The 13,594-nt window shown below is 69.5% G+C and carries 12 protein-coding genes; 6 read left to right on the forward strand and 6 right to left on the reverse strand.

The window, feature by feature from the left end; translation table 11 throughout:
- From BN11_RS05535 to BN11_RS05550, 4 genes are all read left to right on the forward strand, one after another.
- Nucleotides 1–1,728 (forward strand): CHAT domain-containing protein (locus tag BN11_RS05535; RefSeq protein WP_048695523.1); only part of this gene is annotated, 1,728 nt, incomplete at its 5' end.
- A 102-nt stretch (nt 1,729–1,830) separates the two neighbouring features.
- Entirely contained in the window at nt 1,831–2,727 is an 897-nt protein-coding gene (locus BN11_RS05540) for an aminoglycoside phosphotransferase family protein (protein ID WP_157043989.1), read from the forward strand.
- A gap of 130 nt (nt 2,728–2,857) precedes the next feature.
- Complete coding sequence (locus BN11_RS05545; protein ID WP_048695529.1) at nt 2,858–4,009, forward strand: lactonase family protein; 1,152 nt, start codon at nt 2,858–2,860, stop codon at nt 4,007–4,009.
- Between the two features lie 67 nt (nt 4,010–4,076).
- On the forward strand, nt 4,077–5,390 hold the full coding sequence (locus tag BN11_RS05550; RefSeq protein WP_048695532.1) for a cation:proton antiporter: 1,314 nt from the start codon (nt 4,077–4,079) through the stop codon (nt 5,388–5,390).
- A 9-nt stretch (nt 5,391–5,399) separates the two neighbouring features.
- Here BN11_RS05550 and BN11_RS24615 read toward each other — a convergent pair whose 3' ends face one another.
- Both BN11_RS24615 and BN11_RS05560 read right to left on the reverse strand, forming a co-directional pair.
- Nucleotides 5,400–5,999, reverse strand: coding sequence for an OmpA family protein (locus tag BN11_RS24615; protein WP_048695535.1), 600 nt, complete (start codon nt 5,997–5,999; stop codon nt 5,400–5,402).
- Between the two features lie 282 nt (nt 6,000–6,281).
- On the reverse strand, nt 6,282–7,013 hold the full coding sequence (locus BN11_RS05560) for a class I SAM-dependent DNA methyltransferase (protein WP_048695538.1): 732 nt from the start codon (nt 7,011–7,013) through the stop codon (nt 6,282–6,284).
- 171 nt (nt 7,014–7,184) lie between these two features.
- Between BN11_RS05560 and gntA the strand changes: the two genes are divergently transcribed.
- Nucleotides 7,185–7,928 carry a guanitoxin biosynthesis heme-dependent pre-guanitoxin N-hydroxylase GntA gene (gene gntA, locus BN11_RS05565; RefSeq protein ID WP_162213170.1) on the forward strand — a complete coding sequence of 248 codons (744 nt, stop codon included), beginning with the start codon at nt 7,185–7,187 and terminating at the stop codon, nt 7,926–7,928.
- A gap of 80 nt (nt 7,929–8,008) precedes the next feature.
- Here gntA and BN11_RS05570 read toward each other — a convergent pair whose 3' ends face one another.
- The 4 genes from BN11_RS05570 to BN11_RS05585 all read right to left on the reverse strand — a co-directional run bounded on the left by BN11_RS05570 (nt 8,009) and on the right by BN11_RS05585 (nt 12,140).
- Nucleotides 8,009–8,860: a MerR family transcriptional regulator gene (locus tag BN11_RS05570; RefSeq protein WP_048695541.1), complete on the reverse strand. Its 852-nt coding sequence runs from the start codon at nt 8,858–8,860 to the stop codon at nt 8,009–8,011.
- Between the two features lie 9 nt (nt 8,861–8,869).
- Complete coding sequence (locus BN11_RS05575) at nt 8,870–10,021, reverse strand: class I SAM-dependent methyltransferase (protein ID WP_201329225.1); 1,152 nt, start codon at nt 10,019–10,021, stop codon at nt 8,870–8,872.
- Between the two features lie 110 nt (nt 10,022–10,131).
- Nucleotides 10,132–10,860 (reverse strand): DUF1365 domain-containing protein, encoded by a 729-nt coding sequence (locus BN11_RS05580; protein WP_201329226.1) that lies wholly within the window; start codon nt 10,858–10,860, stop codon nt 10,132–10,134.
- Nucleotides 10,857–12,140, reverse strand: a complete 1,284-nt coding sequence (locus BN11_RS05585) for an NAD(P)/FAD-dependent oxidoreductase (RefSeq protein ID WP_048695547.1) — start codon at nt 12,138–12,140, stop codon at nt 10,857–10,859. Before BN11_RS05585 ends, BN11_RS05580 begins: the two co-directional genes overlap by 4 nt.
- 69 nt (nt 12,141–12,209) lie before the next feature.
- Here BN11_RS05585 and BN11_RS05590 point away from each other — a divergent pair, with 69 nt between their 5' ends.
- Entirely contained in the window at nt 12,210–13,568 is a 1,359-nt protein-coding gene (locus BN11_RS05590; RefSeq protein WP_048695551.1) for a cryptochrome/photolyase family protein, read from the forward strand.
- The last annotated feature ends 26 nt before the right edge of the window (nt 13,569–13,594 follow it).

Genomic DNA, 13,594 nt, shown 5'->3' on the forward strand with positions numbered 1-13,594 from the left:
GCGCGACTGGCGATCGCCGACGGTGACCTCGACGCCGGGCGACGGCTGCTGAGCGACGCGAAGGCGTTGTATGAGGCGCAGGATCGTCCCGTCGGGGTCGCCATCACGTCGGTGCACGCGCTGATCCTGGACGGCTCCGGGGATCACGCGGCGATGGCAGGGTATGCCGAGCAGCTGGCCCAGTCGGGCCTGTCTCGAGATGCTGCCTGGGCGTGGTCACAGGCCGCTTCCGCTGCCGGGGAAGGCAGGGAAAGCGCTGCGGCAGAGGACTATTTGCGCCGAGTCGTGGCATCGGACAATGCCGACGCCACCCTGAAGGCCGAGGCCTTGGCGCGGATCGCCTTGGCTCACAGTGACTTTGCCACAGCTCGAGCCCACGCTGTCACGGCGCTGGGGATCATCGACGGCCGGGCCGCCCTGGCGGACGCTCCCGACCTGCGGCATCGAATCGCGACGGAACGCGCCACCTTCGAACTCCTCCTGCGGGACGCGTGCGTCGCTGATTCTGCTGCCGCTCAGTTGGATTCGCTGCTGCGCCATCGCCCTCCGGCGCAGCAGCCGCTGGCTCCGGGGACTGCGGTCGACGACCAACGGGCCCATTGGCGCGATCTGTCGCGGCGTGTCGAGTCGGCCCAGGAAGATCCCTTCACCCTGGCCACGCTCGGCGCGGATCTCGCGGCCGTGGAGCGTCGCCTGCGGGCGACGGAATGGACCCGCGAAGGCGGCAGCGGGGGCCGGGCCCCGTTCGGGCTCGCCGACCTCGCCGCCGTCGCCGGCTGTCCGCTTCTGGTCGTTGCCCGGATCGGCCGCGATGCGGTCGCTTTCCATCATGACGACGACCGCACGGAACGCGTCGTCATCGGGGCCTGGGACCAGGTGCTCGCCGACATGGGGCAGCTGACTCGCGGCTGTGCCCGGCTGGCGACGGGCGGCGCGAGCGAGGCGGCATACGCTGCAGTTCGTTCTCTGGCAATGGATCTGGACGCCACCCTCGGCGCGATTCTGCCGGAGGAGGCCGGGCGCGAGTTGCTCGTCGTCCTCGATCGAGGACTCGATTCGGCGCCGCTGACCGGGCTGCCTCGCATCTGGGAACGCGCAGCGCGGTTCGCATCCCTGGCGGTGACGGCGCCGGTCCCCCAGCAGCCCGCTCTGCCGGCTCGGCCGCGAGTCGTGGTCGCCGAAGGGCCGCGCCTGCAGTACGCGGCCGACGAGGCCGCGGAGGTCGCGCAGGGCTGGGGCGACGACGCGCCGCTCACGACCGGCACGGGGGTGAGCGAGATGATCGGCGAGGCCGACATCGCGCACTTTGCGGCACACGCCACCTTGCGTTGGGACAACCCGCTGCAATCGAGCATTCACTTGCACGACGGGCCGCTCGCCCTGACGGAACTGATCCGATTGGCACGCGTCGATGCGGCCGATCGCCCCCGGATGCGCCTGCTCTATCTGTCTGCGTGTTCACTCGCCTCGGCGCCGAGCGACGCCGTGATGGTGGGGGCGGTTCCGATGCTCGCCGAACGCGTCGCGGCCGAGGTCATTGCCTCCTCCATCCCGCTGCCGGACGAGGCCGCTCCCGCGGTCGCCCGCGCTGTGTATGCCGCGATCAGCAGCGGCCACAGCGCTGCCGCCGGCCTGGCGCAGGCGCGCGCCGCCCTCGGCGAAGACCCCGAGCGGACCGGCGTGCGCGCGGCCCTCACCTGCCTCGCCGCCTACGTCGCCGCACCCTGATCACGGCGTTCACCCAGCGGTCCGGATGACGCCGGGCTGGAAGCTGGTGAGCGGATGCGTCATGCATCGGCTTCAGGGAGGTGAACGGAATAGATTGGGAGAGTGGTTGATCCGGACCCAGACCCCGTCACGGCGGCATCCCCACCCACGACATTGGTTCATCGCTGGTCCCTCACGCCCGACGGTATGCCGTGGCGCGGGTTCATGTCGTCCGTGTGGCCCGTGCGCGGGCCCGAGGGCCAGGCATGGGCGGTCAAGATGTTGGACACACACCACACGCCGGCGGGAGAGGGTGCGGCCCTGGAGACGTGGGCGGGTGACGCATGGTGCGCGTCCCGCGTCGTGCGGCTCATCGACCGGGTGAACGACATCGCGGACATCCCCGAGGCCTTGCTTCTCGAGCGTCTCGACGCCGGCCGGCCGCTGCAAGACCATCCTGACATCGACGCGGCGGACGCCGAAATCGCCGGCGCCCTCGCGCCGCTCGGTGCGGTGGAAGCGCCGGCGGGCGTGCGGCATACGACTGTCGAACTGGAGCGGATCGCCGGCGCGATCCGAGAGCACTGGGCCGAGGCGCCCGTCCTCCCCGTGCGCGCGGTCTCCGCGGCGCTCGCAACCCTCGACGCGATGACCGAGGACCCGACGGTCGCTGCGGATCGGCTGCTGTGCCACGGGGACCTGCACTACAACAACGTGCTGCGGGACCTCGACGACACCCGGTGGGTCGTCATCGACCCGATCCCGAGCGCGGGCGTCCGCGAGATCGAAGTCATTGCGCCGCTGCGCAATCGGTGGGAGGACACGGTGGCGAGTGGCGATCCCGACCGCTTCCTCGCCCGCCGGCTCGACCGGCTCAGCGAGGCTGCCGGGCTCCACCGCACGCGTGCCCGCGCCCTCGCGCAGGCCGTCGCCGTCGACAACCTGCTGTGGCTGCTCCCTCGCGACCCGGACAGCATGTTCGTGCCCCCCTATTCGGTGCTCGCCGGCTGGGTCGACTGACCTCCCGGTCCCGGTGCCAGACGCGGCCCGAGGTATCCGTAAGAAGTCCTTAAGGCGCCCACCCCTAGGCCACGGCGACGGTCCGCGGTTTTCTTGAAAGGTCGAAATCACTCACCTTCAGGAGCAACCAATGCGAACTGTCCCAACGATTTTCATCACCCTCGCCCTCGGCGCCACCACGACCGTCGCACCCGGAGTCGCCACGGCTGCCGTGGCCCCGGTCGCGGATTCCGCGGCGATGGGGATGGGCAACGTCTACGCGCTCACCAACGACCCCATGGACAATGCCGTGGTCGCCTACAAGCGCGACAGCATGGGCATGCTCATGATGTCGGGCACGTACCTGACCGGCGGCAAGGGCGCCTCGCTGCACGGTGCGGTGGTCGACCGCACGGCCTCGCAGGGAGCGCTCGCTGCGGACCGGCGGCACGGCAAGCTGTATGCCGTCAATCCCGGCAGCAACACCCTCACCGTCTTCTCGATGACGAACGGGATGCTGAAGCGCACGCAGACGGTGTCGACTCACGGCACCTTCCCCGTCAGCGTCGCGGTCTCCCCCGACGGCATGCGCGTCTTCGTGCTCAACGCCCGCCGCGGCGGTTCGATCCAGGGTTACCAGCTCGTGGACGGCAGGCTCGTGGCCAAGATGAGTTGGAACCGCAAGCTCATGCTGGACACGATGTCCGGCACGGACATGGAGTTCGTCAGCACGCCCGGCCAGGTCGGATTCAGCCCCGACGGCCGCAACGTCATCGTCACGACCAAGGCCTCGAGCCACAGCATCCTCGTGTGGCCGATGACGAAGGACGGCGCCTTCCGGACCGAACCGACCGTCAACACGATTGCCGGTGCCGTGCCGTTCGCCTTCGACTTCGACATGCACGGCCGGCTCAATGTCGCCAACGCCGGCACCGGCACCGTGGGGACATACGGCATTCGCAGCAGCGGCATGCTCATGCGTTACGGCCAGACGCCGACCAAGGGGGAAGCCGTCTGCTGGCTCGCGGTGCACGACGACCTGATCGTCTCCTCCAACACCGGCAGCAATACGGTCACCAGCCTGCGCTCACGCGCCGCCGCGCCTGTCCGGCTGGGAGTGATGAAGACCGGCGCGGCGCCCGTCGACTCGACGTTCAGCCGCGATGGAATGTACTTCTATGTGCAGACCGGGGGCACGAACATGATTGAGACATATCGGGTTTCGGCCACCGGGGTGCTGAAGAAGATGGATGCCGACAAGCTGCCCGGACCGATCGGCAGTGAGGGCATCGTCGCCTGGTGAGTGAGATGAACCAGCCCGGTCATTGTGGGGCCTTTGCAGGGCGTTCAGGCCGTAGGTTGGAGCCACCATGGCCGACCTTCTCTATCTCGTCGCTGGCCTGGCGCTGCTCCTCGCCGTCATCCTCCCCCGCCTGTTGCAGCACGTGTGGCTCTCCCCCCCCCCCGTCCTCGTGCTCGTCGGGCTCGGGCTGGGGGCAACCCCCATCGCCGACCGCGTCAGATTCGACCCGGTCAAGAACGGGCCCATCGTCGAACACGTCACGGAACTGACGGTCCTGATCGCCCTCATGGGCGTGGGTTTGGCCATCGACCGCCCGATCGACCTGCGCAGCCTGGCCTCGATCCGGCGCTGGTCGCCCGCCTGGCGCCTGCTCGCCGTCACGATGCCGCTGTGCATCGCCGGCGTCGCGCTGCTCGGGTGGGCGGCCGGAATCGCCCCGGCGACGGCGCTGCTGCTGGGCGCCGTCCTGGCACCGACCGATCCGGTCCTCGCCTCCGACGTCCAGGTCGGCGCCCCCACCGATCCCGACGCCGTGGAGTCGATCGAGGAGATCGACGAGCACGACGAGGTGCGTTTCGCCCTCAGCTCCGAGGCCGGACTCAACGACGGCCTGGCATTCCCTTTCGTGTATGCGGCGATCCTGCTCGCCACGACGTCCGCACTCGGGTGGGGGGACCTCGCGCACTGGGTCAGCTGGTATCTCCTCGGCAAGATCGCTGTCGGCGTGCTCGCCGGACTGGTCGTCGGGTGGGGCCTGGGCAAGGTCGCCTTCGGGGCGCGCAGCGAACCGCTGCGCCTGGCCGAGCACGGCGAGAGTCTGCTGGCGCTCGCGGCCCTGCTCACGGCATACGGCGCGAGTGAGGTGTGCGGCGGATACGGCTTTCTGTCGGTCTTCACATGCGCGCTGAGCGTGCGGGCGACCGAGCGCCACCACGAGTACCACCGGGCCATGCACGAGGTCGTGGAACGGCTCGAACGGCTGCTGACCCTGCTCGTCCTGCTCGTCCTCGGCGTCGCGATGAGCCGGGGACTGCTCGCCCATCTCGACTGGCGCGCAGCGGGACTCGCGCTTGCCCTGGTTTTCGTCGTGCGCCCCGCCGCGGGTATGGCCGCCCTGGCCGGCACCCGCTCACCGTCCGGCGGGCGCCTGACCGGCCGCGAGCGCCTGGCCATCGCCTTCTTCGGCGTGCGCGGGGTGGGGTCGGTCTACTACCTGGCGTATGCCGTGGGCCACGCCGACTTCGCCGAGGCCAGATGGCTGTGGTCGGCCGTCGCGTTCACCATCGTGCTGTCGGTGATCGTGCATGGGGTCCTGGCGACACCGGTGATGCGGCACCTGGAGGGGCGCCGGGCCGCCCGGGGGCGACTCGCCCTGGACTGACCGACGGGACTAGCCCTCGTAGCGGATCTCCACCCGGCGGTTCAGGGCCCGGCCCTCGGGATTGTCCTCGCCGCCTTGGGAATTCGGCGCCACCGGCCGGCCCTTGCCGAATCCCTCGACGTCGAGCTTCAGGTCGGGTCGGGCCGCTCGCGAATGGCCGCCACGGCCTTGGCCCGCTGCTGCGACAGGTCCTTGTTGTAGGACGCGCCGGTTGACCGGCACGCCGGCATCGAAGAGGTGGCGTAGCACGGGCGCCTCCACCATGAAGTCGTGCCGATTGTGGCCGAGCATGATCTCGACGGCGTCGACCTTCGGGATCGTCTCATCGGTCGCCTGGGCGCCGTTGGCCAGGAGTCGTGTCGTGATCGCCGCCCGCGCCGGCGGGTCGCCGTTGCCGGCCGCATCGAGCAGCAGCGCAGCGTCATCCGGGCCACGAGCATCGTGCGGCTGATAGAACTCGCCATACGACGCGGGCGGCGGAGAGAACAACGCCTGTCGCGACTCCCGGTCCCCTTCGGGCCGGGGTCGGACGAGGTGCCTTCGCAGGAGGGCGCGCGAGAATCTGGAGAAGCGGCGGGCCTTGCGCTGGCACGTGAGCGCCTTCCTCATCGTCAATATCGCATGGTGCTGCTGTGGCTCGTCACCACCGGACCATCGGGGACGTCCTGGCCGGTCTATCTCCTGATCGCCTGGGGGATCGGCCTGACCTTCTACGTGCTCTCCATGCGCGACCACGATCCCACGGCGGAGGAGATCGAGTCCGAGGCCCGCCGGAATGCCGAGCGCGCTCGCGGTGCGAACCGCCGGGCCCGCAGGACGCCCCCTGAACCTCCGCACGCGCCACTCGGGATCCGCTCCGGCGTCGCACGACGGGCGCCACCGCCCCCGGCGTCAGGGGCGCTTACGCCAGACGGAGACGTGACTGGGGCTGTCGCCGGTGAAGGGCGTGCCGTCCCAGTCGGCAACGCGCGTCTCCAACTCCAGCCCCGCCAGCTGGGCCATCAGGTCGCATTCGGCCGGCCAGATGAAGCGGAAGTTCGTCTCGCCGTAGCGGAAGGTGCCGTCCTCCTGACGGGTGTAATGGTGCGAGGTCCCCTGTTGGGTCGCCAAGTCGTAGGTGTCCAGCCCGACGTGGCCGGGGCTGACGTCAAAGGGCACCGCGGCCGAGCCCGGCGGGAATCGCCGTATGCCGGGGACCCACAGCTCGATGACGAACCGTCCTCCCGGAGCCAGGTGGCGAGCCGCGTTGCGGAAGCACTCCACCTGTTCGGCCTGGGTGCGCAGATTGGCGATCGTGTTGAAGACCAGATAGACGAGGCTGAACTCCCCCTCGACGCGCGTTGTGGCCATGTCGCCGACCACGACCGGAAGATCCGGCTCCTTGCGGTGCAGCACATCGACCATTGGTTGCGACAACTCGATGCCGACCACGTCGACCCCGCTCTCCCGCAACGCGATTCCCACTCTCCCGGTCCCAATCGCGAACTCCAGCGCCCGGCCCTCACCAGCCCTGGTGGCCAGGAACTCGACGGCCGGTGCCAAGACATCGGGCGCGAACATGTCGGCACACGCCACGTCATACCGCTGCGCCGTCGCCTCATCCCAGTAATCGCTGCTCGTCACGGCTGACACGATGCCAGCCTGACCGCCGGGATGGCGGGGTTTTCGGGTGATGCCGACGCAACCTGATCGGTGCCTGGTCGCGGGCTGCACGGCGAGGTGTTGGCGTGGACGCGTCCGCGGGCACCCCTGCGGATGGTTCGCCGGCACCCCCGATTTGGCAAGGGTCGAAGCGTGACAACAGTCGAACGAACCTGGCCACCGCTGAACGAGTACTTGCGCGACATTGCCCGCGAGTCGCTCGCCGACGCCGGCGAGGACGCGATCTCGGATGCGGTGGCCCGCATGATCGCTCATCCCGAATACCCTTGTCTCGGCGCGCGATCGGTGTTCCGACGCGATGCTGCCCGGATCGTCGTCCTGGACTCGATGGCGGATCCCGACGCGGTCGCGCAGCTGGCAGTCCACTTGGAGGCCTTCTCGAACGCCAACCGCGACCCCGAGGACTTCGTCTCCTTCATCGCCGTCTTCCGCGAGCCCGTGACGCCCACTGAGAAGGATTTCGAGGCCCGGCTGTGGCAGGTCCTGCAACAGCTGCACGACGAGGACACGCACCCGTGGGCTGACGGCGTCGCCGCAGACCCGGAGGCCCCGCAATTTGCCTTCAGCCACGCCGGGCGCGCCTACTTCATCGTGGGACTGCACCCCCGGGCCTCACGCATCGCCCGGCGAGCGCCGCTGCCCACGCTCGTCTTCAACCTGCACGAGCAGTTCGAGAAGTTGCGCGCCGAAGGGGGTTTCGATCGGATGCGCACCGCCATTCGCCGCCGCGACACCAAGGTGCAAGGGTCGGTCAACCCGATGGCCGCCGATCATGGCGAAGCATCGGAAGCGCGGCAATACTCAGGACGCCGCGTTGAAACGACGTGGCAGGCCCCCTTCTCTCCCAAGGAGATCGGCGACGATCGATCCGGGTGACCCGCTCCGGCGGGGGACACCGACGCCAACATCTCAGGCGACGGGGACTTGTTGCGCCGGACGAGACCCCGGGCATCGCGTCACGGACGCGACTCCAGGCGGGCGCGCAGGACCGAGACGGCGGTCACGATGTCGTGCCCCAGGGGTGTTGCGGTCTCGCAGATGTCGTCCTGGTATGCGCCGCCCGCGAAGACGCGAATGGCCGGGACGCTCGCGAGTGCCTTGGTCGTCCGCCGGGTGGTCGCCACGTCGACGTGGGTAGGCACCGCGATGACGGCCGCGGCCGCACGTGTCTGGCGCGCGCATTGCACCCAGGCGGCGGCGGGCAGGTCGGCGCCCAGATAGCGGACCGGCAGGGCGTCCCGGGCCGCCAGCGCGGCGAATGCCAATGCCCCCAATTCGTGGTGGCTGCCGCTCGGCAGGCCCACAAGCACCGGAGCAGCGCGTGCAGTGGCGGTATAGCGGTGCAAGCGGGTGGCCAAAGCCCGATGGATAGCGTGGGAGATCAGGTGCTCGGTCGCGATGCCCACGGTGCCATCGACCCACCCCTCGCCGACGGCAGTCAGGGCCGGGACGAGCCAGCCGGAAACGGCGACCGGCAATGGTGCGGCCAGCCCAGCAGCCACGGCGGCGGAGATGACAGCCGGATCAGCGGAGCGGGCCGCCGCGATGAGCTCCGAGATGGGTGGTGACGGCGACGCTGCCGCGACATCCTGTCGCCTTCCGGCGACGATCCGCGCCGCCTCGCTGGCCGGGTGGCCCACGGCGACGAGCTCCCGCATCACCCGCAGGTCCTGGATCAGTGACTCGTCGTAGAGGCGGTAGCCGGTGGGGCTGCGCGGGGGGCGGACCACGGCATACCGCCGCTCCCAGGCACGCAAGGTAGCCGGCGGGATCCCCGTCGCCTCCGCGACGGCCTTGATCGTGTACACGGGCCGACCCTAGCCATCCGCCGTCCGCGGGGTCAGGCGCAGCTGCAGCACGTCGAGGTGCCCGGACCGGAAGCCGGCCTCCGAATAGGCGAGATAGAACTCCCATACCTTCAGGAAGCGGTCGTCGAGACCCGCGGCGCGGACGGCTCCGGGGTTGTCCAACAATGCTTTACGCCACTCCCGCAGCGTGCGTGCGTAATCGTCGCGCAGGGAGCGACGCGCCGTCACCCGCAGCCCGGCGCTCGACGCATGGTGAGCGATCACCGCGTACGAGGGGATCAGCCCACCGGGGAAGACGTGCTTGTGGATCCAGCCGTAGGCGTGCCGGGAGTCGAGCATGCGGGAGTGCGCCATCGTGATGGCTTGGATCGCCACCTGCCCGTCGGGGCGCACCGCGTCAGCCAGGCTCCGGAAGTATCGCGGCCAGAACTCGTAGCCGACGGCCTCGATCATCTCGACGCTGACGACGGCGTCGTAGCGTCCCGCGATATCGCGGTAATCGCGCAATTCGACGTCGACGACATCGGCGAAGCCCGCGGCGGCGATGCGCTCGCGCGCGAGGCTCTGTTGCTCGTGAGAGAGCGTGATGGTGTGGACCAGCGCGCCCCGCTCTGCCGCCTGGATCGCCAGTTGTCCCCATCCAGAACCGATTTCGAGCAACTCTGTCCCCGCGCCGACATTAGCCAGGTCGAGGATGCCGGCAACCTTGCGCCGTTGTGCGGTGGCTAGGCCGGCCGGTCCCGCCGGGTCCTCGGGTGCGAACCAGGCCGCCGAATAGGTCATCGTCTCGTCCAGAAACACGGCGAAGGCGTCATTGGACAGGTCGTAGTGGTGGGAGATATTGGCTCGGGCTCCGGCGCGGTCATTGCGATGGCGTTCCGGTTGCCGCGGCTCGACCAATCTCCGGAATCTCGTGAGGACCGGTGGCACCAGGTCGCCAAGGTTCGCGGCGAACCGGGTGAGCAGATCCGCGAGGTCGGTGCCTGGGCCGGGTCCCCACTCCCCGGCGACGAAGCCTTCCCCGACACCGATCTTGAAGTCGATCCCGATGCGGTCGAAGACCCGCTCGTCATGCACGAGAAGGTGCAACGCGTCACCGCAGTCGGGTCCCATGCCGCTGCCGTCGGGCAGCGTGATGCGAACGCCCGCGCGATCGGCCATGCGGCGGGTCAGGAGGCGAACGGCCCGTCCCCGCACGCGAGCTCGCCGCGGGTCGTCGGGTTGCGTCGCTGGGCGGGACCACGCCCACAGTCGGGCGATTGGTGCGGCCGTCATCGGAAGCCTTCCGGGGGGATGTGGGCGGGACGGATCTGGACCGGCAGCCGGCGCAGCCAGAGCCAGATGCCGTGGATGCGGATGCGGGTCGAAACCTGGTAGGTGATCAGTGGTGTGGTGGCCATGGCGGTGAGCAGACGGGCCCGCGTGGCTGGCACGCGGTCACCCACCAATGTTGCCGCGAATCGGCGAATGCTGTTCTCCCGCAATGTTATGGACAGGACAACTCGGTCTCGCTCAAGTCGTGCGATGACGGCATACTCGCCGCTGACGGGAAAGAAGGGCGAGACGTAGAACTCCTTGGCGACCACGGCTCGTCCGTGCCGGTCGGGATGGAGGAGGTGCGCATGGCGCTCGCCGTACGTGTTGTGGATCTCCAGCACCACCCAGCGCACGCGGCCATCGGAAGCCACGCCGAAATAGGTCGTCAGGGGATTGAAGACATGCCCGGCAACACGCGCGTTCGTCATCATCAGGACGCGCTCACCGTCCCGCACGGCCTCCCCGCGCGTGCGGAGAAACTCCCCGAGTGACTCGACGATGCTGTCGGCCTGGCCGCCGAAGTGATCACGCGGCAGGATGGCCGCGAACCAGCGAGCCCGGGGGATCGCGGCGACGTCGACCAGCCACAGGTAGCCACGAAAGCGCACTTGGTGCCGGATCGGCGAGAAGCGGTGGTGGGTGATGCGCACGCGCACGAGTTGCGCGCCGGTGTCGCGCATCATGCCCACCTCGTCGCTGCGGCGATGCGCTCCGCGGCCTCGAGCCCCGACCGGGCGCCATCCTCATGGAAACCCCAGCCCAGGTGAGCCCCGGCGAAGGCGAGGCGAGGGCCGCCCAGATCTCGCAATCGCGCCGCCGCAGCGACGGACTCGCGAGTGAAAACGGGGTGTCGATAGCGCATTCGGGCGAGATAGGTGAAGGGATCGACGTCGTTCGCATTGAGCGAGACGATGAACTGAGTAGCCCCATCGAGGCCGTGCAAGCGGTTCATCCAGTAGTCCACCCGGGCCGGCTGGGTCAGATTGGCACACGTGGACTGCCGGTAGTTCCAGCTCGCCCTGGCCCGGCGCCGTCGCGGGAGGACGCGCTCGTCGTGGTGCAGCACAACGTGATTGTCCGAGTATGGAATCGCTTCCAGCGCAGCAGCTTCGGACGCCGTCGCGTCGGTCAGGATCGTGCGGGCGTCGTCGGCGTGCACCGCAAGGACCAGCCCATCGGCTGCCAACACCGACCCGTCCGCCAGCCGCACTTCGACCTCTCGGTCGAGTCTCCTCACGGCGACGGCGCCCGCGCCCGTGCGGATGTCGGGAAGGAGCGCGGCCAGCGCCTCGACGTAGCGCGCCGATCCGCCGACGATCGTTCGCCACGTCGGTGAACCGGTCACGCTGAGCATGCCGTGATTGTCGAGAAAGGCGAAGAGGTGATGCGCGGGATAGTCCAACGCAACCCGCTGTCCGGCCGACCAGACGCACGCGACCAGCGGCCCGGCGAAGTGGCCGACAAAGTATGGGGAGAATCCGTGGTCGGCCAGGAAGCCTCCCCACGTCGTCTCGCGGTCTCCCGACGCGAGCACGTCCCGAGCGGCCCGATGGAAGCGTGGCACGTCCTGGAGGAGCGCGCGGAAGCGGCGATCGGCGACGCGAGCGGGGTCGGCGAGGATGCCTCCGAGTCCCTTGCCGCCGGCATACGACAGGCCGCAGGCGTCGCAGGTCACCGACATGCTCATCTCCGTGGGCCGGGTGGCGATCCCGATGTCGCGCAAGAGGCTGAGAAATGTCGGATAGGTGCGCTCGTTGTGCACGATGAATCCGGAATCGATGCGCAGCGGGCCGTCGGCCGTCGGCACCTCGTGGGTGTGGGCGTGCCCGCCGAGACGCTCGTCGGCCTCCACGAGCGTCACCCGGTGGGTGCGGGCGAGCCGGTGGGCGGCGGTGAGCCCGGACACACCGGCACCGACGACGATCACGCTCGGCCGCCGATCCGCATTGTCCACGTCGTTCATGTCCTTCCTGACCCAAAGACGTCGTCCGTCGACGAGGCGATTTGTCCAAGGTTTGTCTAAGGTTAGGGCATGACCGGTGTCGTGTGGCTGCGCAGGGATCTGCGCGTTCGCGACCACCCGGCGCTCTGCGCCGCGGCCACCGAGGGGCCGATCGTCCCGTTGGTCGTGCTCGACCCGCGCCTGACCCAGGACAGCCCGCGCTTCCAATCCTACCTCCATGCCGTCCGCGCCCTGCGCGAGGATCTCGACGGACTCGTCGTGCGAGTCGGTGACCCGCGAGACGTCGTTCCCGCGGTCTGCGCTGAGGCCCGCGCCGGCGCCGTGCACGTCTCCGCCGAGGTCACGCCCTACGGCCGACACCGGGACGCTGCCGTCCGGCTGGCCCTGGCGCGAGCCGGGGTGGAGTGGATCGCGACCGGCTCGCCGTATGCCGTGACGCCCGGCAGGGTGCGCACGCGAGCCGGGATGCCCTTCCACGTCTTCACGCCGTTCGCTCGGGCCTGGCGCGACAGCCCCGTCCCGAGCCCGCCGGACCCGCCGGCCCGGGTCCGGTATACCCGCGTGGTCTCGGCCGACCTTCCCGAGACCGGCACCGCAACGCACCCCGTTCCCGTGACGGAGGCGCAGGCGCGGGCTCGGTGGCAGGAGTTCCTCACGGATGAGATCGCGGGCTACGGCCGGGATCGCGATCGCCCCGACCACGAGGCGACCTCACGCCTGTCGACCGCCTTGAAGCTCGGATCCATCCATCCCCGGACGCTGCTGTCCGACCTGCGGTCACGGGCCGCCACCCGCAGCGACGGCGTCGAGCGGTTCATTACCGAACTGGCGTGGCGCGAGTTCTATGCCGATGTGCTGTGGCACCATCCGCGGTCCGCGTGGCACGACCTCAAGGACAGCCTTCACGGCATGCAGTATGACCATCCCGAGACGAATCCCCTTGCCGCCCAACATCTCTCAGCTTGGCAGGCAGGCCGCACCGGCTATCCCTTCGTCGATGCCGGGATGCGTCAGCTGCGCGCGGAGGGGTGGATGCACAACCGCGTCCGCATGGTCACCGCCTCGTTCCTGACCAAGGATCTGCACATCTGGTGGCCCCACGGCGCCCGCCACTTTCTCGACCTGCTCCGCGATGGCGATCTGGCTTCCAACTCCCACGGGTGGCAGTGGGTGGCCGGTACCGGGACTGACGCAGCGCCCTACTTCCGCATCTTCAACCCCGTCACCCAGGGGCTCCGTTTCGATCCCGACGGGGCGTATGTCCGCCGCTACGTGCCTGAGCTGGCACACCTGCCGGGGGCGGCGGCGCACGAGCCGTGGAAGCACCCCGGCCCGCACGTCGCAGGCTACCCGCCACGAATCGTCGACCATGCGGCCGAGCGCCAAGAGGCGTTGGACCGGTATGCCGCACGAGGGGCGAACCCATGACGGGGCCGGCCGCTGCCGGCCACCGA

Origin of the sequence: Nostocoides australiense Ben110, assembly GCF_001050535.1 — a bacterium.
GTDB lineage: Bacteria > Actinomycetota > Actinomycetes > Actinomycetales > Dermatophilaceae > Nostocoides_A > Nostocoides_A australiense.